The sequence below is a fragment of the Niastella sp. sgz303648 genome (assembly GCF_059587045.1).
This window is the reverse complement of sequence record NZ_JCAPSW010000015.1, coordinates 86479-107745: the sequence shown is the minus strand read 5'-3', so window position 1 is coordinate 107745 and position 21267 is coordinate 86479. Positions and strand designations below refer to the sequence as shown.

Annotated in this window: 15 protein-coding genes; 8 read left to right on the top strand and 7 right to left on the bottom strand. The window is 44.1% G+C overall.

Going from position 1 to position 21267, the window contains the following annotated elements; genetic code table 11:
- Positions 1-172 precede the first annotated feature (172 nt).
- Positions 173-1444: a flavin monoamine oxidase family protein gene (locus tag AC59IL_RS30940; protein WP_496556120.1), complete on the top strand. Its 1272-nt coding sequence runs from the start codon at positions 173-175 to the stop codon at positions 1442-1444.
- A 774-nt stretch (positions 1445-2218) separates the two neighbouring features.
- On the opposite strand, the gene AC59IL_RS30935 is transcribed toward AC59IL_RS30940, so the two are convergent.
- From AC59IL_RS30935 to AC59IL_RS30925, 3 genes are all read right to left on the bottom strand, one after another.
- Entirely contained in the window at positions 2219-2362 is a 144-nt protein-coding gene (locus AC59IL_RS30935; protein WP_496556119.1) for a hypothetical protein, read from the bottom strand.
- 720 nt (positions 2363-3082) lie between these two features.
- The gene (locus tag AC59IL_RS30930) at positions 3083-3352 is read right to left on the bottom strand and encodes a hypothetical protein (protein ID WP_496556118.1); all 270 of its coding nucleotides are present in this window, start codon (positions 3350-3352) and stop codon (positions 3083-3085) included.
- A 661-nt stretch (positions 3353-4013) separates the two neighbouring features.
- Positions 4014-5648: a L,D-transpeptidase family protein gene (locus tag AC59IL_RS30925; protein ID WP_496556117.1), complete on the bottom strand. Its 1635-nt coding sequence runs from the start codon at positions 5646-5648 to the stop codon at positions 4014-4016.
- 524 nt (positions 5649-6172) lie between these two features.
- Between AC59IL_RS30925 and AC59IL_RS30920 the strand changes: the two genes are divergently transcribed.
- A complete protein-coding gene (locus AC59IL_RS30920; protein WP_496556116.1) occupies positions 6173-8011 on the top strand; it encodes a gamma-glutamyltransferase family protein in 1839 nt (612 codons plus the stop codon).
- A gap of 460 nt (positions 8012-8471) precedes the next feature.
- Here the strand turns inward: AC59IL_RS30920 and AC59IL_RS30915 are convergent, their stop codons facing one another.
- Complete coding sequence (locus AC59IL_RS30915) at positions 8472-8900, bottom strand: tellurite resistance TerB family protein (RefSeq protein ID WP_496556115.1); 429 nt, start codon at positions 8898-8900, stop codon at positions 8472-8474.
- Positions 8901-9229: 329 nt separating this feature from the next.
- Here AC59IL_RS30915 and AC59IL_RS30910 point away from each other — a divergent pair, with 329 nt between their 5' ends.
- Positions 9230-9841 carry an RNA polymerase sigma factor gene (locus AC59IL_RS30910; RefSeq protein WP_496556114.1) on the top strand — a complete coding sequence of 204 codons (612 nt, stop codon included), beginning with the start codon at positions 9230-9232 and terminating at the stop codon, positions 9839-9841.
- Between the two features lie 94 nt (positions 9842-9935).
- Here AC59IL_RS30910 and AC59IL_RS30905 read toward each other — a convergent pair whose 3' ends face one another.
- The 3 genes from AC59IL_RS30905 to AC59IL_RS30895 all read right to left on the bottom strand — a co-directional run bounded on the left by AC59IL_RS30905 (position 9936) and on the right by AC59IL_RS30895 (position 12113).
- Complete coding sequence (locus AC59IL_RS30905; RefSeq protein WP_496556113.1) at positions 9936-10169, bottom strand: Ada metal-binding domain-containing protein; 234 nt, start codon at positions 10167-10169, stop codon at positions 9936-9938.
- A gap of 117 nt (positions 10170-10286) precedes the next feature.
- Entirely contained in the window at positions 10287-10973 is a 687-nt protein-coding gene (locus AC59IL_RS30900) for a 2OG-Fe(II) oxygenase (protein WP_496556112.1), read from the bottom strand.
- Between the two features lie 306 nt (positions 10974-11279).
- Positions 11280-12113, bottom strand: a complete 834-nt coding sequence (locus AC59IL_RS30895; protein ID WP_496556111.1) for a bifunctional transcriptional activator/DNA repair enzyme AdaA — start codon at positions 12111-12113, stop codon at positions 11280-11282.
- A 795-nt stretch (positions 12114-12908) separates the two neighbouring features.
- Here AC59IL_RS30895 and AC59IL_RS30890 point away from each other — a divergent pair.
- From AC59IL_RS30890 to AC59IL_RS30870, 5 genes are all read left to right on the top strand, one after another.
- The gene (locus AC59IL_RS30890) at positions 12909-13490 is read left to right on the top strand and encodes an RNA polymerase sigma factor (protein ID WP_496556110.1); all 582 of its coding nucleotides are present in this window, start codon (positions 12909-12911) and stop codon (positions 13488-13490) included.
- Between the two features lie 41 nt (positions 13491-13531).
- A complete protein-coding gene (locus AC59IL_RS30885; RefSeq protein ID WP_496556109.1) occupies positions 13532-14677 on the top strand; it encodes a FecR family protein in 1146 nt (381 codons plus the stop codon).
- A 366-nt stretch (positions 14678-15043) separates the two neighbouring features.
- Positions 15044-18724 (top strand): SusC/RagA family TonB-linked outer membrane protein, encoded by a 3681-nt coding sequence (locus AC59IL_RS30880; protein WP_496556108.1) that lies wholly within the window; start codon positions 15044-15046, stop codon positions 18722-18724.
- A 73-nt stretch (positions 18725-18797) separates the two neighbouring features.
- Positions 18798-20255, top strand: coding sequence for a RagB/SusD family nutrient uptake outer membrane protein (locus AC59IL_RS30875; RefSeq protein WP_496556107.1), 1458 nt, complete (start codon positions 18798-18800; stop codon positions 20253-20255).
- 87 nt (positions 20256-20342) lie between these two features.
- Positions 20343-21251 (top strand): zinc-binding metallopeptidase, encoded by a 909-nt coding sequence (locus AC59IL_RS30870; RefSeq protein ID WP_496556106.1) that lies wholly within the window; start codon positions 20343-20345, stop codon positions 21249-21251.
- The last annotated feature ends 16 nt before the right edge of the window (positions 21252-21267 follow it).

Below are 21267 nucleotides of genomic sequence, written 5' to 3'. Positions count from 1 at the left end.
TCAGAAGCCTGAGGTCTGAAGTCTGAGGTCTGAAGTCTGAAGTCGGAAGAACCACTGTATTAGATTACTTCTTACTTTAGAAATCAGTCATCGGATTTCCGACATCTGACTTCCGACTTCTGTTACCCGACTTCCGTTTTTTCCGATCTTTATAATTACTTATGGGTGAACTATGGGCGAATCCATTCTTATAATAGGCGCGGGCGCGGCCGGGTTGATGGCGGCCCGCAAATTATCGGCAGCCGGTCATGCGGTAACGGTGCTGGAGGCCAATGACCGCACCGGCGGAAGAGTTCATACCATACAACCGCCGGCTTTTTTGCGACCGGTTGAAGAAGGGGCTGAGTTTGTACATGGGAAATTGCCACTCACCCTACAATTGTTGAAAGAAGCCAATATCAAATACCAGCCTGTTGAAGGAAAGATGATACGGGTGAAGAACAGGAAATGGTCGACCCAGGATGAATTTATCGTTGGCTGGGATGAATTAATACAGCACATGCAGGCGTTGAAGCATGATACAACGCTCGCCGATTTTCTGCAAAAATATTTTAGTGATGAAAAATATACCGACCTGCGCAAATCGGTACAACGTTTTGCCGAAGGTTTTGACGTGGCCGATATTAATAAAGTAAGTGTTTTGAGTATACGTGATGAGTGGATGCACGAGCAGGATGAACAATATCGCATACCCGGCGGCTATCAGCAACTCATACACTTTCTGCAACAGCAATGTATTCACAACGGATGTACCATTCATACATCCTGCACCATAAAAAAAGTACGGTGGCAAACGAACAGCGTGCAACTGGTAAGTGCCGATGAACAAATTTTTACCGGCAACAAAGTAATTATTACGGTGCCACTGGGTGTGTTGCAGGCTGCACCGGAGCATAGCACGGCCATTGCTTTTGAACCGGCAATTGATAATTATGTTCAGGCCATACATAATATAGGATACGGATCGGTGACGAAAGTATTATTACAGTTTAAAGAGCGGTTCTGGCTGTCGTATGAAAAAAATATCGGATTCTTATTGAGTGAAGAAATCATTCCTACCTGGTGGACCCTTGCGCCTGATCCCTGGCCGTTGCTGACCGGCTGGCTGGGCGGACCGCAAACTTCAACGATAAATAAAACCGGTGATAGTGAAGTACTGCAACTGGCATTACAATCTTTGGGAGCTATATTTTCAATAAAGGTGCAACAATTACAATCGCTGTTAACGGCATCGCATATTGCACAATGGCAAAACAATCCGTTTAGTGCAGGCGCGTATAGTTATAATATGTTGCCAACAAACCAGGCCCGGCAACAGTTGAACACACCCATCAGCGATACAATATTTTTTGCCGGTGAAGGATATTATGAAGGTGAGAATGGCGGAACGGTAGAAGCAGCACTGGCATCAGCTGAGCAGTTGGTTGATCGGTTGATTAGTTGACAAGTTGATCAGTTGAAAAGTTAACCGGTTAACTTATTAACCTGTAAACTTGTTAACTCAGAACTATCGTAAACTTACTATATCGCCTACGTAAAAAATGCAGCTTTCCTTACTTAAAATAAAGCATTGATCATCCTGCATAGTGCTTTGTATATTAAACATCAATAGTGAAAATAAAAATGCAGGCATTCAAACATCAAACAATTACAAGTGGCAGCATTTTTGTTATATACACGAGGACTAATTGTTACCTATGAAGAAGATTGGTGAGGCGACCATTCTGATTGTAGCGGATGTTATTGATTATGTTTTATTTCCCATCCGTGTTTCGAATACATTCTGTAGCACAAATTGTTTAGAACAATCTTCTTTACCGAAGAACTATTGTAATAATAGTGTCTTCCGTAGTCATGCCTGTTTTCACTATTCCCCTTTAAAACTTGTAACTGGTATTTCTTTATATGGGCACCAATGCATATTAAAGAGTATCCTGTCAACTTTTTTGCTTAATCCATACTCCTTACCTCGGGCGTAGCAGCCGGTTATTTTGTCGGCACGCTGGTTTGCTACGCCCATTTTTAAATGTAGGGATAACACTAAATGCGATTAGGCTGTGTTGATGTTACCCTTTAGCTACTAACATGTAATCCCGCCACATGTGGGCGGGATTTTTTGACTTTTTAGTATTTGTGATTGGTCGGTTGGTGGGTTATTGTTTATTTTAAAGAAAGGTTAGTCATCTGCCATTTGGCGGGTGACTTTTTTTTGTGGCGACTATCTGCTGAAAAATCCATCGATGCCAATATATATACAAGAGGCAATAAAGGTGATAATTAAAAAAAGTACCAGGGTAATATAAGCCATGCTTTCGCGATTCCGGTTTATCTCTTCTCTGTTGTATCGGTTGGCAGGTTTCATAAAGCGTATGTTTGTGTTATATACAATTAAAAAAGATGCCACATGTTATCCATTGCTGATGGTCAATGAGTTAGGTGTAAAATGAATAGAAGAGGAAACGCTGAAAGCGGGGAAAATAATGGGCAAATTAACAAATGGGAAAATTAGCAAATTTGAAAATGAGCAAATTAGCAAATATGCCAATTTGAAAATGAGAAATGAAGAATGATGAATGAGAAATGAAAAATGGGAAAGTGGGGGCAAAATGGCGGAATAACTGTCAGATAATGGTCTGACGTTAAGATTTCAGTTTTTTGGTAAAGGCCCTTGTTTCCTGCCTTGCCTCCTGGTTTAAGTAAAGCCTGCGGGCGGGGTAATATATTATATTCACCTGAAATCATTGTTATGCAGGGGAACAGGCGTTTGGCGTATCCAACAAATCGGAGAATGCAGGAAGTCGGGCAATCAATCCTTCTTCAATTGCAATGGAAATAGTATCCGATGATGCCATGACCGCACATAGGCCGACAGCCACCGGGAATGCAAAGGAGTCGCCTTGCCACTTATGCCTCCCGGTTCCGTTGTGGCGGGTGGGCAGTACTGCGCGAAATTCCTTAAAGTATTGGCGTGAAGATAATAATCAACACCCCTGAGAATGCCGGGGTGTTGCACACAATACCCTTAAAACCGGTAAATTCTTCCTACCGGGTTATGGGGATCAGGTAAAATGGCGGCGGTGACTCAGCTATTTCTTAGCTCCTCTTCAATCAGATCATGAAAAGTTATTTCTTTCTCCATAACCCAGTTAGGTAATTGTTGAGGCACTATTTTCCAGGTGTCGCTTTCTTTTTGCATGCGGAACAGGATCCGATTACCCCTGTCGTCGCTAACATCCACCGTAAAAAATCCTTCATTGGCCCCACCCAGTTTTCTGAAGTTGAATTCCTTCAACCGGCCGTTCACTTTCACCAGTTTGGTAAAATGTATATTTTTCTTTACTTCAATTCGCATAGTCCAAAAATCTAACAAGTGAAACACAAAGGTAAAAGCAATTCCCGTGCTATAATTAGAAAAAAATATTAATTAAATAAAAAATACAACTAAAAAGCCGCTCTGCGCCTGAATTCCGTTGACCTGTTAAAAATTTTTTGATTTTGCGCAAGTGTTTTAACGGACTGATCACCTTTCTGAGTGAGTCATCTTTTCTACTAAAAAAAGTCCGGTTTGGGCAGCCTGTTAGTATAGGTTTGTGGTGTTAGCTCAGGGTTCGCAACGATTGGGTTTGCTATGTTCGCAACGCATCTTCAAACCACCGCATTCTATATGCATTCATGGCAGTACACCCCGGTTTTTTCACCAGCCGGTTGTTTACCACAAAACCTACGGGTGCGCCAATCTGGAGAATCAGTTATGTCATCCTGGCAATATCTATATAATCGCGGTATTCCTGCAGTAAGGTTCTCCGGTCAAATTCTATTGCTGCCAGCGTGGTGATTGAAAAAAATAAACAGATCGAGCCGGTTCATGACCATCGTAGGAGTGGGCATGGCCCGGTAAGTAATTAAATCGGCAATAGGCTCATATACCGCTTTATGAGTTGCGTATAAGAATATGTTGCCGGTTACCAGTTGCCGGTTTCAGGGTAACCGGTAACCGGGACCGGACAACTATTTTATCGAAACAATTTCGTTATTATTTGCCGATCATGATTGTATACATCTTCCCTGAAATTAAGCTCCCCGTTTTCATCTACCCAGGCTGTATAATATGTTATAAATACTTCTGCCGGATCTTTGAGCTTTACAAATTTTTGCTCATTGGTGTTCATGGCTTCAGTGATCTTTGTTACATCCCAGTTGGGATCGTTGCGCAACAGGTATTCGGCCATTTTTTGGGCATCGGCCAGGCGAATGCATCCATGGCTGAAAGCCCGTTTTTCTTTGCTGAATAAACTTTTGGCCGGCGTATCGTGCAGGTAAATATCGAAGCGGTTTGGAAAAAGGAATTTTATCTTCCCCAATGAATTTTTATCGCCCGGTAACTGTCTTATATCCGGTATGCCGTCGCCGTCTTTATCGCCCTGATTTTCCATATCGTTTTCCTGCAGGTAATGGGAGTTCTTTTCTACTTCGGGCAATATTTCTTTGGTAACAATGCCCGGTGGAATGTTCCAGTACGGACAAAAAACGATCTGGTTCAGGGTGCCGGTGAATTGCATGGTGCTGTGTCCTTCTTTGCCTACCACTACATCCATATCGAACACTTTAGAGCCGTTTTCGAGCACATGCAACTCAAACTCAGGAATGTTTACCAATATCAGAGTGCCATTGGGCTGCGAAGGCATCCAGCGCATGCGGTTCATATTAATTAATATTTGCTCAATGCGGCTGCGTACCGGTACATTCATTTCTTTGATAAGGTCTTTGCTGATAATGCCCGTTGGGTTGAACCCAAACCGCTGTTGTATATGCGCAATTCCCTGAGCCAGTGTATCATTGAAAACCTTTGAGGTGTCATTGCCAGGCATATCGCCGGTTATTGCAAGATATTTTTTGATCAATGGTATTTGCGAAGCGGATTTTCCTTTTTTCAGAGGCTTCTTTATGTCGGGTATCAGCGGCCAGCCTCCCTTTTGATGAATGTCGTAATATTTTTGCAGCTGATCCTTCAGCGATTTGTACGAAGCGTTGATGTCGTCGAAATACTTATTGTCTTTATGTTTTTTGCCGAGTAACGAATCGGCCAGTTGTATGGGATCTTCTTTTTTAAAAGGAATGAAACGTTCGAGCTCTTTTCTTTTTACATATCCTTTTTCGAAATTCTTTAATGCATATTGAATTAAGCTTTGTGTAAGACGCAATTCGGTTTGACGAAAATTTTTGTCTTTGACGTTCACTGTAAAACTATCTGTCAGCAACCGGTTCATTTGTTTTTCGAGCGTTTTATTGGTGAGCGTGGAGTCGTCGGAGTAAGTGATGTAATGATCGAACAGGTTCCAGAAGCCGAGCGCTTCTTCGGTAAAGCCAAGGCTGTTGAACCAGGCATACTGAAAATTGCGGGTATTATAAAAACTGCGCATGCGGTTGCCGATTGAATCGGGTATGTGGTGGCGTGCAATGAAATCTTCGAGCGAAGTGCTGTCGAAAAACAGATCGGAGTAGGAATTGTTTTTTGTGATGCTGTAATTACGCGATGAAATGTTTTTGGGCAAACGCGGGCTGCCTTTTTCATCGTGTTCTTCATCTGCACTGGTTAAACAGGCAGAAAAAAGGGTTATTATTATTAGGGTGATGTTGATTGTTCTCATGCTTATTGATAATGAAAATTTGTACCACAGGTTTAGGTGTACGCCTTCGGCGAACACAGGGTGCTTTGCCACAGCCTGTCCTCCCGCCACTGCGGGATCGGGAGATTGCACGGATGAACACGGATCCTTCGACTTCCACCTTACGCTAAAGCTTCGATGAACAAGTTGCTCAGGACATGAATGTGGTTCTATTCAGCATTTCGATATTATTTAGTTCAGAATAGAACCGAACGCTGAAGTGTGCGACGCAACAGAAGCTCAATAGCAGCACTTTGCCGGGTTCATAAAAAGCCTATGCAATTGGGGAATTACTTCTACACGTTTATAACATTGTTTCATAAAGAAACCGGTAAGAGTTCGGGATGTAGCCGGGATGTATTCGGGATTTGTTCGGGAAATACCCGAAGCCTTCCTGAGCGCTTCCCGAAGACATCCCGAAGCCATCTTTGTTTGTTGCGGTGTCTATTGCCCGGTTATAGTATAAATTGTCTTATCAGTTACCTTTAACCAACAAATCGCATCACATGAGAAAATTCCTGATCACGGCACTTTCGTTCGGTTGCCTGTTACAGGCACAGTCGCAGCAAACGCAAAAACCGCCATTACATGGCAAAAACTGGATGGCCATCACCGGTAAACCGCTGGCCGCTACGGCCGGCGCCTCCATATTTCAGAAAGGAGGAAATGCGGTGGATGCGGCTTGCGCCATGATTGCCGCCACCTGCACCATGTGGGATGTGCTGAGCTGGGGCGGCGAAACACAGGCCCTTATATATAATCCGCATACAGGAAAAGTGATCGGCATTAATGCATTGGGTGTAGCGCCTACCGGCGCCACCTCGGACTTTTTTAAAAGCAAAGGCATGCATTATCCGCCCGAGTATGGTCCGCTTGCAGCCGTAACACCCGGTACGCCGGGCGGCATTTGCACCATGCTGGCCGAATACGGCACCCTGAGTTTGAAAGAAGTATTAACGCCGGCCATGCAAATGGCTGCCGGATACCCTATTGAAGCGCAAACCGCCAACAGCATTGAAAAAGGAAAAGCACAGCTGAAACAATGGCCCTATTCAAAAGCAGTGCTTTTACCACATGCCGGGCAGCCGTGGGAAGCGCCCGAAGCAGGGGAGATATTTAAACAAAACGATCTGCTCGAAACCCTGCGTAAAATGGTGGAGGCAGAGCAGCAGGCGCTCAAAAAGGGAAAGAGCCGCAAAGAAGCGATCTATGCAGCTTATGACCGTTTTTACAAAGGTGATATTGCGAAAGAATTTGTGCGCGGTTGTAAGGAACAGGGCGGATTGATAACCGAAGACGACCTGGCGCACTGGAAGGTACAGATCGAAGAACCGCTGAGCATAAACTATAAAGGCATTGAAGTATACAAGCTGCAACAATGGACGCAGGGGCCGGCCATGCTGCAAACGCTGAACATACTCGAAAATTTCGACCTCAAAAGCATGGGCTATAACTCGGCCCGCTATATTCATACGGTTACCCAGGCCATGCAACTGGCATTTGCCGACCGCGATTTTTATTACGGCGATCCCGCGTTTGCGCCGCAGGAACCCATAAAAGGTTTGTTATCGAAAGAATATGCAAAGGAGCGGGCGCGGCTGATCGATCCGGCAAAGAATCTTACCCCGGCCACTCCCGGTGATCCCTATCCTTTTGAAGGGAAAACAAATCCCTTTACCCAATATTTACGCAAATGGAGCAGCGACCAGCCCCTCGCATACAGCCCGCCCGATGAAAAATACCTTGAACAATTGTGGCGGGGTACCACATCGGTCGAAGCGGCCGACTCGGCCGGATGGGTGGTTTCTGTTACCCCCAGCGGCGGATGGCTGCCTGCCTGCATAGCCGGACGAACAGGTGTGGGCATGAGCCAGCGCATGCAAAGCTTTGTGCTGGATTCGGTTTTTAATCCTTTTAATGTGGTAGAACCCGGCAAACGGCCACGGGTAACGCTTACCCCTACGCTGGCTTTGAAAGACGGCAAGCCGTTTTTGTCGTTTGCCGTACAGGGTGGCGATACGCAGGACCAGAACCTGTTGCAGTTCTTTTTGAATGTTACCGAATTTGGCATGACGGTTCAGGAAGCCGTGGAAGCGCCGAATGTTAATACCTATCAGTTGTATTTATCGCTGGGCGGTGAAGACCGCAAACCAAAACCGGGAGCTATTTTGGTGAACAGCAATACGCCCGACTGGATACGCCGGGAACTGATAAAAATGGGGTATAAGCTCAGTTTTGAAGACAGAACTTCGGGACCGGTGAACGCCATTTATTTCGACCGGAAACATGGCAGCATCTGGGGCGGGTCGAGTAATCATGGGGAGGATTATGGGATAGGATGGTGAGTTGGCAAAGCGATGCCACGATTTCAAACCGTGGTACCGCTGCCTGAGGAATTTTAACTACATATCAATGTGTTATATGTAAAATTCACTGGTAAAAACGATGGCATAGTTTTGTTGTATGTAAAAATAAATATGGATTCCTGAGGTGAACCTACAGAGAGAAGGGTAGAATAAAATGGACGCAAATTAATTGAATTAAATAAGCGCATGGAAGAATAGAGATGTGGTAGCAATGCCGGGTACCGGAGGGTATCCGGCATTTAGTTTTTTGGCCCGAAGGCCGAAAAAATGAAGTCTGAAGTCTGAGGTCGGAAAACCGAAATCTGAAATCTGAAGTCTGAAGTCTGAAGTCTGAAGTCTGAAGTCTGAAGAACCCCATATTTGATCACTTCTTACTTTAGAAATCAGTCGTCGGACATCCGACATCTGACATCTGACTTCCGACTTCCGACATCTGACCTCAAAATTTCTTCTCCGTTTCAACCATTTTCCGCTGTACCATTACTATTTGAACGGTGTTTTTTTCAACCGTGTCTAACTTCAGTTCGGTGGCGATTTTGTTCAGCAAATCTTCTTCTTCGGAACTGAGGTTGCCATCGGTTATACACAGCTCAACACACCACGAGAACAGGGCCAGTACGTTTACCGGTTTAATAAGACCAATCAGGTACTGCAGATAGGCGTTTTCATCAGAAATATCGTTCCTGTACGACTTGTATTTGCTCATTTCATCTTTGAAATTGAGTTTTTTCTGCAGATCGAACGAAACCAGCTTGGCCGATATATTATTCAGCTCCGATTCATCAAAAACGCCATCTTTCATGCAGCAGTGATACAACAGATGGGTGAGACCTTCTTCCTGAGCTTTAAGCAAACCGGTGTATAACATAAAATATTTGTTTGTGATTGAATATTCAACATTAATGCCATACCAGTTACCAGTTGCCGGGTACCGGAAAAACCGGGAACAGGTAACCGGTATCCGGCAACCTGTTATCCTTTTCTAAATTTACTATATTTACCTTAAGTCAAAAAAATTACGGAACGGCGCCGGTTTATACTTTTTACGGTAATAAACACTTACTTTAGCCGTATACATCTTTTTTCGAAGCATTTCTACCATTGAACCTTATCTGCTAAGGTGTAATAATTGCGTACTACTTTCTTTTTTACAAACGCTTTATCCGATACCGATTCGTTCAATTTTTAATAATACCCATGACCGTATCACCGCTTAACCTTGAATTCATCGAAGGTTTTCAACGTGGCAGTTATGAATCTGTCACAAAATTGTATCACTTATATTATTCCACGCTGGTTGAATTTGCCGAACAATTAACGCTTGATAAAGGTGTTGCCCACCATATTGTAACAGATGCGTTGATTAAACTGGTACGAATGCGTGAGAAATTCGACAACGCTCCTGATATCAATGCCTTTCTGTATATAACGGTTCGGAACACCTGTTTTACCTTTATAAAGTCTGAGAAGCCCGAATTGCCGGCCGGCGATACCAGCTGGTATTTGAACGAACAGCAAACTGCCAATAAGTTTAATGAAGAAGGTATGCGTAAAGAGGCGCTTGCCAAAATAAGAGATGAGGTTAACCAGTTGCCTGAAGCACACCGCAACATTTTTACGCTTATATTTTATAACGGGCTTTCTGTTCCGGCCGTAGCCGAACAATTAGACCTTACCCCTGTAACAGTTTCGAAAGAACGAAATACCGCCATTAATTTATTAAGGGAGAAGTTAAATGCAGCCGGGTTGTTCGCTGTTCCATTGTTTGTTTATTTTCTGGCAGTGGATGTGGCAAGTAATAAGTTGTAAGTAATAAGTTGTAAGTCGTTAGCAGGAAGTAATAAGAAATAGTACTAAGTTGAAGTTTAGTAAGCTGTATTACTTATAACTTAGAACTTAAAACTTACAACTTTCTAAGGCAATGGCCGCAGGGCCTGAAGCCATGCCCGATGGCCTCCTGTTCGCTGGTAAAGAATACCCTGTTTTCTTTTTTCATTCGTTTTCCCGATTTACATGCAAGTGTGCCATAGATTTTTAATCGCCGGTTACCGGCGAACGTAATTTGCTTTTCTTTAATCAGCCGATGCAGCTGCCTCCGGCCACTGAAGTTGTTGGGTATGTTGGTATGTAATATCATAATAATTATGGTTTGATGGTTCGATGGTTTAATGGTTATGGCCTCTAAAAGAATGTCAGGTACTGAATTACACTACAACCCAACAATCAAACAATTTAACAATCAAACCATAGACAGCTATCTCGCATCATGAAATATAATCCCCAGGGTATGCCGCTGCCCGCTGTGCAATTCACTGACGCCGTGTTTTACATTTACACGATAATAGCCTTTTGAACCTTTTTGCGGACGGAACCTCGTGGTAAATATCAATACATCGCCCTGGCCGGGTTGCAGTACAACGGCTTTTGATTGCGCCCGCGGCACCTGTTGGGTGAGTACAAATTCTCCGCCTGTGAAATCATGCTGCGGATCATTTAAAAATACAACCGCCTGAAACGGAAAGTAGATATCGCCATACAGGTCCTGGTGAAGGGTGTTGTACCCGCCGGTACCATATTTTAATAACAGGGGAGTGGCCAGTGTTTGCTTATGAGTTTTGCAAAAGTTTATAAAGGCATCGTGTGTTGGCGGATATTGCATGCCGAGCTGCAACGCGTTACTCCAGCTATTGGCAACGGGCGCAATGTGATTATATAATTCCTGCCGAAGCTGCTGCACCGGATCGGGCAGCGGATAGGTAAAATATTTGTATTCACCTATGCCAAACCGGTAGCGTTCCATTTGAATTGTTTTTCGAAAATGCGCCGGTTGATCGTACAGGCCGATCATTTCATTACAAACCTGCTTTGACCAAACCTGTGGTATTATCGCATACCCACGATTGTTGAGAGAATCTATTGTTGTATCGCTAAAATGTACCATAAAATTTAATTTATGCGGCTTCTTCGAAGCCACATTCTTTTTTCCGCAGAGACTGGGGAGGAACAAAGAACAAGCTCTTTTGCTGCGCAGATCGCGGAGGCACAGAGAACAACTTCTTTTTACCGGGAGGGTCGCGGAGGCGCAGAGAAAAACTCTTTTGCCGGGGAGGTCGCGGAGCCGGAGCGAGGAGGCGCAAGCCTTACAGCCTTCGCTAAATCAATGGCTGTCGACGTGAAGGCAGGTACTTTGCTTCCTGCAACTTGTACCCTGTAACTTGTACCTTGAGTCTTGTCTATTGCCCATTGCCTATTGCTTATTGCCTGCTGCTCCTTCCCACCCGATCATCGCCATCTTCCTCGGAGTGCCCCAGCGGTAATCGCCGATATTGCCCACACTTTTTATTACACGGTGGCAGGGAATGATAAATCCCACAGGATTAGCGCCGATGGCAGTGCCTACAGCCCGTTGTGCGGTGGGCTGTTGAATGGTTTGCGCAATTTTTGTGTAACTGGTTAAATGCCCTTCGGGAATACGTAGCAAGGCTTCCCACACTTTTAACTGAAAAGGAGTGCCGCGCAGGTGTAGTTTTATTTTTTCGGCGCGGCTTTCGCTTTGATCGAAAAACTGTTGCACCCGGTTATGATATTCATTTTCACCTTCAATCAACCGGGCATTGGGCCACAATTCTTTTAATTCGTTTACCACGGCGCCGGCAGATTGTTCAAAAAACAACAGGTTGCAAATTCCTGCAGATGTTGAAGCTACGAGGTAGTTGCCAAAGCGGCTTTCGTGAAAACTATATTGAATCGATAAGTTTTTACCACCGCTTTTATATTCACCCGGCGTCATGCCTTCGATGGTAACAAACAGGTCGTGCAGCCGGCCGGTGCCCGACAAACCGGTTTCCCAGGCGGCATCATACACCGTAGTTTGCTCCTGTTTTAAAATTTCCTTGGCATGTTCAACGCTGATGTATTGCAGGAATTTTTTAGGACTTACCCCGGCCCAGTCACTGAATATCCGTTGAAAGTGATATGGGCTGAGATGAACACTGGCGGCAATTTCGTCGAGCCCCGGCTGGTCCTGCATATGGTCTTTTATGTATTGCAATGCCTGTGCAATTCTATAATAATCATGCATAATTGTATCATTTCTAATGCAAATGTATGAAGGGTGGGGGTGATGGAAAACCCGATTATTGCTGTAACCTAAAATCGGAAGTCAGATTACAGAAGTCAGAAGGCTGATGTCTGAATTCACAGAAGAGGAGGGTTGAATTATTCCACCGGATGGATAGAGTGAATGGAAAGGCAAAAAGGCATCAGGGCTTTGAGGCGTATAAATGTAAAGTATTAGTTAACCAGTTTTTTTGCGCCCTTAGCGCCTTTGCGCGAAATATACGGGTTCGCAGAAAACTTTGAAATTCAATGAGTATAAAATGAAAATAAAAGCTGTTCTAACTTTTTAGCACAAACGTTTTGGTGGTTTTAAAACTTTTTCTGTACATTAGAAATCCAATTCCTCTGTTATTAACCCCCGTACAAATAGAAAACCCTGAACAAACCATTGCTGATGCGGCAACTGTGGGAGCTAAAAAAATGCCCGATGCCAACTGAGGCATTAATACCCTTTTTGATTTTGCATTGCCATAATTATTTACTATTTTAAATAGTATGCACAACCGATCATGTAAACCAAAAAGGTTTGAATAATTAAAAACCTTGTTTATTTTGGCGGCTGAATCAGTACTTGTTTAAGGTAGTAGGGGCGCTTGTATTTAATAAAACGGTATGCATAATTCGAAGCAACTCATTTCCGCACCCGATGTCGTATTTGTTGCGTACCTGCTTTTTTAAGCAGATATTTCATGTTAGTGTATCTGGTTGAAAAACTGGTGTTCAAAATTTATATATTAATGGTATAAATATCATGCGAATGGGTGCCGAAAAAGACCATATCCTACTACAATTACTAAGAACCTCTGACCCACAAGGGTTTAAAGTACTGTTTCAGAAGTATTACAAAATTTTATGCATACAGGCATACCTGTTATTACAGGATGAAGGCGAAGCCGAAGACCTGGTGCAGGATGTGTTTGTAAAGTTCTGGCAGGAACGGAAGTTCGAAATTGTGCAGCAATCACTGGGGGCGTACTTAACAACCATGGTGAAGCATGCTGCCTTAAATTTATTAAAACAAAAAAGCCGGCTAAACCGGAAGGAACAAACTTACCAGGAGCGAATCGATATTATAGAAAATACCAACGTCATGGAAATTCAGGAAATGGCTCAAATGGTACAAAGTGTTATTGCTCAGTTGCCTGAGCAATGCAAACGTATTTTTGAGCTGGTTTGCGTTGAAGGAAAAAAATACCAGGAGGCCGCTGTTATTACCGGTGTTAGCGTTAACACCGTTAAAACACAGTTGCGCCGGGCATTTGGTAAACTACGCGAAAGCTTACGCGACTACTATTATTTTGCAGGTTTGTCACCCGTTTTATATATTTTATTGTCTTAATATATTTTATACCCCCTGATGTATCATATAGCAAACTTGCCATGAACAATTATATCGATATGAATGATGTTGAGCAACTAATAATTGATAAACTGACGGGCCACATCGGTGAGGAGGAAGAATTCAGGCTTGAAGAGCTTATCGCTCGTCACCAGGAGGTTGAACAACTATGGCAGCAGATGCAACAGGTATATGCTATGCGTAAAACAGTGAGTTTTGATCAATCGTTTAATGCCGATGCAGCATGGCTGGCATTACAACAAAAAGTAAACATACCGGATGCCGCTTTGGAACCGGTAACAGATACAGTAGCTATTCATCCCCATACAACAAATACCCGTTGGTTGCGCTATGGCATGGCAGCCGTTGTTACAGGCATTATTATAGTGGCCTCATATTTTATTGTTGGTTTGCACCGGTCGCAGGTAGCGGCTTCCAAATCGGTTCAAATAAAACTGGCTAACGGTGATATTGTTCAGGCATCGGCAAAAGATTCAACCGCTGTTTGGATGCAGCAGGCACGCGCAACAAATGTCGATCCCGGTGCATACAATACAGTAAGCGTGCCGGCCGGAAAAACGTATGATTTTCAACTGGCCGATGGAACGAAGGTATCGTTAAACTCGGTTACTGAATTTAAATTTCCTTTATTGTTTACAGGCCCGGGCCGCAATGTTGAGTTAGCCGGGGAAGCGTATTTTAAAGTAGCTCATCAGGCCAACCAGCCGTTTACTGTAAAAGTAAATGGTTTAACGGTTAAGGCCCTGGGTACTGAGTTTAATATAAAATCATACAATAACGAATTAACCTGCATTGCGCTGGTAAAAGGATCGGTTGCTATAGAAAATGCAAGGGGACAACAGATCACACTTTTACCGGGCGAAGCAGTAGTGGTTGAAAAAGGCACCAGCGCCCTGCACAAAGAAAAGTTCGATGAAATTATGGTGCTGGGCTGGATGCAGGGATTGTATTTCTTCAGAAATGAAAAGCTGCAGCAAATTGGTGTAGTGGCCGAACGCTGGTTCGATGTGCCTGTAAAATTAAAAGAACCTTCATTGGCGGGTTTGCGCTTCTCAGGCGCGCTTGATCGCAATAAACCCGTTGATAACTTCTTCAATGCACTTGCTTCAAGTGGCGACATCCGGTATGAATGGAAGGATGGGGAAGTGACCATCAGCAAAAATTAAATCACCTTTATAAACAAAAGTTTTAAGCGTGCCACGGCTCAAAACCGTGGCACGCTTGCGTTATATTAATGTTGATCCATTAATGTTTATTTACGTTTAATCGTATATGTTATCTGTTCGTTGAATGCGTTTTTGTGCGACCGTATTTTTACAAGCGTTTTGGAATAGCCGTCTGTTGATTTACACATCACTAATACATAACGTTTAAATTATTTGCAGCAAACAACTGCACGAGTTACACTATAAGCATCTTTCTTAAATCCTGCATGTCGAATACAAAAAATAAAAATTAATTAATAGTTGTCACCCTATTTGAAAAATTGCTTGTCTAATATGTATAACTGTTATACAAAAACTAATTGCATTATGAGTTTATCCTCCGGACGTTGTTCCAGCAATATCCGGGTAATGAAATTGTTTTGGATACCCATCATCATAGTGGTTATTCTTTCTACATTACCCTTTACCGTATTGGCCGACCCTGCCCAGGAATTTAAAATAACGCTTCAGGCTAAACGTACAGCGCTGAGCGACGTATTTAGTGAAATACGACGGCAAACAGGCTTTGTGGTGTTTTACAGCAACGACCTGTTTAATGATAAGGAAAAAATAAGCGTTAATTTTTTTGAAGCAGGTTTGGATGAAGTAATGAAGAACCTGTTACGCGGCCGCCCGCTTGGATATAAGATCACCGAGAACTTCATTATCATCATAAAATCGGTCGATAAAAAGAAAGAAAGCAAAGCGGGAATCCTTAGCCCCGGCCCGCGGGCAGCCCTGGATACGGTACCGGCCGCAAAGTTAAAAGGCAAGGTAACCGGTAAAGAAGAAGGGGCTCCGTTAGGACAGGTTTCTGTTGAAAATTTAGGCGATCATAAAGGTGTGTTTACGAATGGCAAAGGGGAGTTTTTAATAAATGCGCAACCGGGTGACAGCATCCGGTTTTCATACGTAGGCAAAGCCTCCCGTGTAGTGATGTATAAAGGACAGGCTTTTTTAACGGTAGAGCTGTTCAACGAAGAAGAAAGGTTATTATCAGAAGTAATTGTAACAGGCTTTCAGAACATCGATAAGAGTAAATTTTCCGGCGCGGCCACCAGGCTAAAGGCCGATGAAATAAAAATGCAGGGCGTGGTAGATGTGAGCCGCATGCTTGAAGGACGCGCTGCCGGCGTTTCGATTCAGAATGTATCGGGCACTTTTGGTACCGCACCTAAAATAAGGGTGCGCGGCGCTACTTCTATTAACGGTGATAATAAACCGCTTTGGGTAGTCGACGGCGTAGTGCTCGAAGATATCGTGAATATCAGCAACGATCAGCTGTCGAGCGGCGACCCCACCACACTGCTGGGATCGGCTGTAGCCGGTTTAAACGCCAACGACATCGAAAGCTTCGATATATTAAAAGATGCCAGTGCAACAGCTTTATATGGCGCAAGGGCCATGAACGGCGTGGTAGTGATCACTACCAAAAAGGGAAAGGCCGGCAGATTAACTGTTAACTACACCGGTAATTTCAGCACACAGCTCAAACCTGTATATAGCGATTTCAACATCATGAACTCGGCCGAGCAGATGTCGATACTGGCCGAGCTCGAACGCAAAGGCCTGCTCAGTCCGAATGTACTCGACAGGGCCGATAATGGCGTTTACGGAAAAATGTACGAGCTGATCAATACCTGGAATGGCAGCAGCTTTGCGCTGGAGAATACCCCTGAAGCGCGCAAAGCATTTTTAAAACGCTATGCAAAAGCGAATACCGACTGGTTTGATGTGTTGTTCAGAAATAATTTTTTGCAGGAGCATTCTATTGCCATTTCATCTGGTACCGAAAAATCACAATCTTATTTTTCAACCAGCTATTTTGGCGATAACGGATGGACCATCGCCGACAAGGTGAACCGCTATACCATCAATTACCGAAACAACTACAAATTCAACGACCGGTTGTCGGCCGGATTTTCTACCGTAGGATCTGTACGGCAGCAAAGAGCGCCCGGTGCCCTGGCCCGTAACAGCAACCCGGTTGAAGGTAAGTACGATCGCGATTTCGATATCAATCCCTTTAGCTATGCATTGAACACCAGCCGCACGCTCACCGCTTATGATGAAAATGGCGGACTGGAATATTTCAGAAGAAACTTTGCTCCGTTTAATATCATCAGCGAACTTAAAAATAACTATATCGATCTGAGCCTGGTCGATGTAAGGGTGCAGGCCGATGTTTCGTATAAGATCATGAAAGACCTGAAGTATGAATTTGTAGGTGCTTTCAGATATGTGAAGTCATCGCGCGAGCACATGATCACCGAGCACGCCAATATGGCCGAAGCATATCGCGCAGCGAACACTTCAACCATTCGCCGGAATAATAAATTCCTGTATCGCGATCCCGATGATCCTGAAGCGCAGCCTGTTGTTGTGCTGCCTTATGGCGGCTTTTATAATCGTACGGAAGATATGTTGCAGAACTATGATTTTCGCAACAGTTTAAACTATTCAAAACTGATCGGCGCAAAGCATACGATTAATTTACTGGCCGGCCAGCAGATTAAATATGCCGACCGCCAACGTTTTTCAAACACAGGTTATGGTTATCAGTACGATAATGGTGGAACCCCTTTTGTTGATTACCGTGTTTTAAAGCAAACCATTGAAAATAATTTTCCCTATTATGGTATGAGCCGCGATTACGACCGTTTTGTGGCGCTGTATGCCTCGGGCAACTATACCTACGATCAGAAATACAATTTTACCGGTACCGTTCGGTACGATGGAAGCAACAGGCTGGGACAATCGAAAAAGGCCCGCTGGCTGCCAACCTGGAGCGTGGCCGGTTCGTGGAATATGGAACAGGAGAAATTTATGCAGAACCTGCCCTTTACCGATTACCTTACTTTACGTGCCAGCTATGGTTTAACGGCGAGTATGGGCCCTGCAACCAATTCGAGCATTGTACTGAAGAATATCAATACCCGCCGCCCCTATTTAACCGAAGTTGAATCGGTGATACAACTGGCCAACCTCGAAAATGCCGATCTTACCTGGGAGAAATTATATACCACCAACCTTGGCATCGATGCAGGCTTTTTCAAACGCCGCCTTACGATGAGCGTTGATGTGTACCAGCGAAGAAGCTTTGATTTGATCAGCAAAATCAAAACATCGGGTATTGGCGGTGAAACGCCCAAAGCGGCCAACTATGCCGATATGAAATCGAAAGGTATTGAAGTGCTGGTGGGCGGCGAAATAATAAAACAAAAGAACTGGGGCTGGCGCATGAACTGCACGTTTGGTTACAATACCAACAAAATCACCAATGCCAAAAATAATCCCATCATATTTGACCTTGTTGTAGCCGAAGGAGGAAACCGCGAAGGATATCCCGTACGCAGTTTGTTTTCGCTCGATTATAAAGGGCTCGACCATAAAACCGGTAAACCCACTTTCATAAATCAGGAAGGTAAAACAAGTTCCGACGTTTACCTGCAGGATGATAATATAAGTCATCTCGTATACGAAGGACCGGTAGATCCTACCATCTCGGGTGGTTTTTCAAATACTTTTCATTATAAAGAATTTTCATTGAACATATTCCTGACCTGCCAGGCAGGCAATAAAATTCGCCTGTATCCGGCATTCAACAATACTTACACAGACCTGACAGCTATGCCTAAAGAATTTGCCGACAGGTGGGTGATGCCCGGTGATGAAAAGTATACCAATGTGCCTTCGATACTCGATGCATTTGCCCAAGCACAACTCGCAGGTACATATCCCTATAATAATTATAATTATTCAACCCAGCGGGTAGCCAAAGGTGATTTTATAAGATTGAAAACGGTTTCGCTTACTTATCAGATGCCGGCCGCCTGGTACAAAAAAGCAGGCGTGAACAATATATTTCTTACAGCTTCAGCCATCAATCCGTGGCTGATATATGCCGATGAAAAACTGAACGGGCAGGACCCTGAGTTCTTTAACTCGGGCGGTGTGGCGCAACCTATTCAGAAGCAGATTACGCTGTCGGTGAAAGTGGGAATTTAAAAACAGTTACCAGTTACCGGTTTCTGGTTACCGGTAACTGGCAACCGGTAACAGGTAACAAATTGATAAAAACATGCAACGAATAACATCACATACATATTTTTTACTACTGCTTGTTTCACTCGCAGGCTGTAAAAAATTTCTGGAGCAGGCGCCCGATAACCGGGCTGTGCTGAACTCACCCGAAAAAGTATCGCAGTTATTGGGAACTGCCTATCCGCAGGCCAACTATATGGCCTTTTGCGAATCGATTTCAGATAACGTGGCCGATAAGGGCATCGGGGGAATGGAAAAAACAAATATCGATCCTTTCTTTTTTAAGGATGTGACCGATAACCAGGAAGACTCGCCTGAATTTTACTGGAATGCCTGTTATACAGCCATAGCCGCTGCCAACCAGGCCCTTGAAGTGTGTGCAAAGGCCAGTGACCCGGAAAATTATAATGCGCAAAAAGGCGAAGCATTGGTTTGTCGCGCATACGCACATTTTATGCTGGTGACATTTTTCTCAAAAATGTACGACGCCGCTACAGCCGGCAATGATGCCGGTATTCCGTATGTAACAACGCCCGAGAAAGTAGTGTTTCAGCATTATGAACGTAAAACAGTGAAGTATGTATATGAAATGATTGAGAAAGACCTTACCGAAGGGCTTACCCTCATCGATGACAAGCATTACACTGTGCCACGGTATCATTTCACCAAAGCGGCCGCTCATGCATTTGCTTCGCGTTTTTACCTGTTTAAAAAAGAATATGCCAAAGTAGTTGAGCATGCATCGAAGATATTCCCCAACAATAATGTTACATCTGTGCTTCGCCCATGGAATACCGAATACCGCATATTAACCTACAACGAATTGTGGGCGCGTTATGCAAAAGCAACCGAACCTGCCAATTTGTTGTTGGCCGAAACGCAGTCGGTATGGGCCAGAAATTATTACGGCGTGCGGTATGGGCTCGATGCCGGCAAGGCGAATGAAGTTATACTAAAAGCAAATGTAACCGGTGGCACCCTGGCATTCAGGAACCAGTTGTATACATTGGGAACCAACAATTACTTTTTACCAAAGATCAATGAATACTTTGTTCGGGAATCTATAAATGCCGAAATCGGCTGGCCATATGTGATGGTTCCGCTGTTCACTACCGAAGAAGTATTATTTAACCGTGCCGAAGCCAATGTGCTGCTGAATAATATCAACGATGCCATTGCCGACCTGAATGCATATGCAAGCACCCGTATAGTGAGTTATAACCCGTCGACCCATGGCATTACCAGCAGCAGGATCAAATCGTTTTACCGTACGAACGACGTACAGCAGGGCACGTTGCTGGCGGTTATGGATTTAAAGCGTGCCGAGTTTGTACAGGAAGGTATGCGGTGGTTCGACCTGCTGCGTTATAAAACGCCTGTTGAGCATCCGACTGCCGAAGGCACTACACTGATACTGGATGCCAATAGTCTGATGCGGGTGTTTCAGATACCGGATGCGGCAAAGCTGGCGGGGATAGAGCAGAATCCGAGATAAGGCACAAGGTACCAGTTACCGGTTCCCGGGTACCTGGTAACCGGGAACAGTAACAACAAACAACAAACCACAAACAGTTTCATTAGTATGAACAACATAAAATTATATCTCTGCTTATTACTTGTGATAATGTTGGCTGCCTGTAAAAAAAACAAGGACGTCGGTAATGTTGATGATATTCCGGGCCTTGGCGGCGATAGCTGGGTGAAAGGCCCCATAGATACCTGGGTGTACGATAATTTAACCAAACCCTTTAATATATCGGTTAAGTATAAGTGGGACCAGTTTGAACTGGAACTGAATAAAAACCTGGTGCCACCTAATGAAGAAAAGATCGTTCCTGTAATGGAGGCAGTAAAAAAAGTTTGGATCGATACCTATATAGCCGAGGCTGGGGCCGACTTTATAAAAACCTACTGCCCTAAGTTTTTTGTGCTGTGCGGCAGTGCCAGCTGGAATACAGATGGCACCATTACACTCGGTACAGCCGAAGGCGGACGTAAAATTGTTTTGTATGTGCTGAATGATTTCCGTACGAAATCAATGCCCGACTACAAACCTTCTGACTCAGCTACCATCAAACAAATGTTTCATACCATTGAGCATGAGTTTGGTCATATACTGCATCAGAATGTAATGTATGCCGAAGATTTTAAACGCATCACGCCGGGTTTGTATACAGCTAACTGGAACAACGTTTCGGACAATGCAGCCCGCCGCGATGGTTTTGTTACAGCCTATGCCATGTCGGCCGCCGATGAAGATTTTGTAGAAATGATAGCGATGATGCTTACCGAAGGAAAGGCCGGCTTCGACAGAATCGTTGCGGCTGTTCCGCCCGGTACCAGCATCAACGGCACCACACAGGCCGACGCTGTAACCAAATTGCGAAAAAAAGAAGCCATGGTAGTTGGCTACTTCAAAGATGTGTGGGCGATTGATTTTTATAGTTTGCAAACACGCGTGCGTACGGCGGTTGATGAGCTGATTAAATAGCGAGTGGAATGTGTCG

Coding starts and splice junctions, on each gene's coding strand:
- AC59IL_RS30940 (WP_496556120.1), top strand. CDS start 173: ATGGGCGAATCCATTCTTATAATAGGCGCGGGCGCGGCCGGGTTGATG.
- AC59IL_RS30935 (WP_496556119.1), bottom strand. CDS start 2,362: ATGAAACCTGCCAACCGATACAACAGAGAAGAGATAAACCGGAATCGC.
- AC59IL_RS30930 (WP_496556118.1), bottom strand. CDS start 3,352: ATGCGAATTGAAGTAAAGAAAAATATACATTTTACCAAACTGGTGAAA.
- AC59IL_RS30925 (WP_496556117.1), bottom strand. CDS start 5,648: ATGAGAACAATCAACATCACCCTAATAATAATAACCCTTTTTTCTGCC.
- AC59IL_RS30920 (WP_496556116.1), top strand. CDS start 6,173: ATGAGAAAATTCCTGATCACGGCACTTTCGTTCGGTTGCCTGTTACAG.
- AC59IL_RS30915 (WP_496556115.1), bottom strand. CDS start 8,900: ATGTTATACACCGGTTTGCTTAAAGCTCAGGAAGAAGGTCTCACCCAT.
- AC59IL_RS30910 (WP_496556114.1), top strand. CDS start 9,230: ATGACCGTATCACCGCTTAACCTTGAATTCATCGAAGGTTTTCAACGT.
- AC59IL_RS30905 (WP_496556113.1), bottom strand. CDS start 10,169: ATGATATTACATACCAACATACCCAACAACTTCAGTGGCCGGAGGCAG.
- AC59IL_RS30900 (WP_496556112.1), bottom strand. CDS start 10,973: ATGGTACATTTTAGCGATACAACAATAGATTCTCTCAACAATCGTGGG.
- AC59IL_RS30895 (WP_496556111.1), bottom strand. CDS start 12,113: ATGCATGATTATTATAGAATTGCACAGGCATTGCAATACATAAAAGAC.
- AC59IL_RS30890 (WP_496556110.1), top strand. CDS start 12,909: ATGGGTGCCGAAAAAGACCATATCCTACTACAATTACTAAGAACCTCT.
- AC59IL_RS30885 (WP_496556109.1), top strand. CDS start 13,532: ATGAACAATTATATCGATATGAATGATGTTGAGCAACTAATAATTGAT.
- AC59IL_RS30880 (WP_496556108.1), top strand. CDS start 15,044: ATGAGTTTATCCTCCGGACGTTGTTCCAGCAATATCCGGGTAATGAAA.
- AC59IL_RS30875 (WP_496556107.1), top strand. CDS start 18,798: ATGCAACGAATAACATCACATACATATTTTTTACTACTGCTTGTTTCA.
- AC59IL_RS30870 (WP_496556106.1), top strand. CDS start 20,343: ATGAACAACATAAAATTATATCTCTGCTTATTACTTGTGATAATGTTG.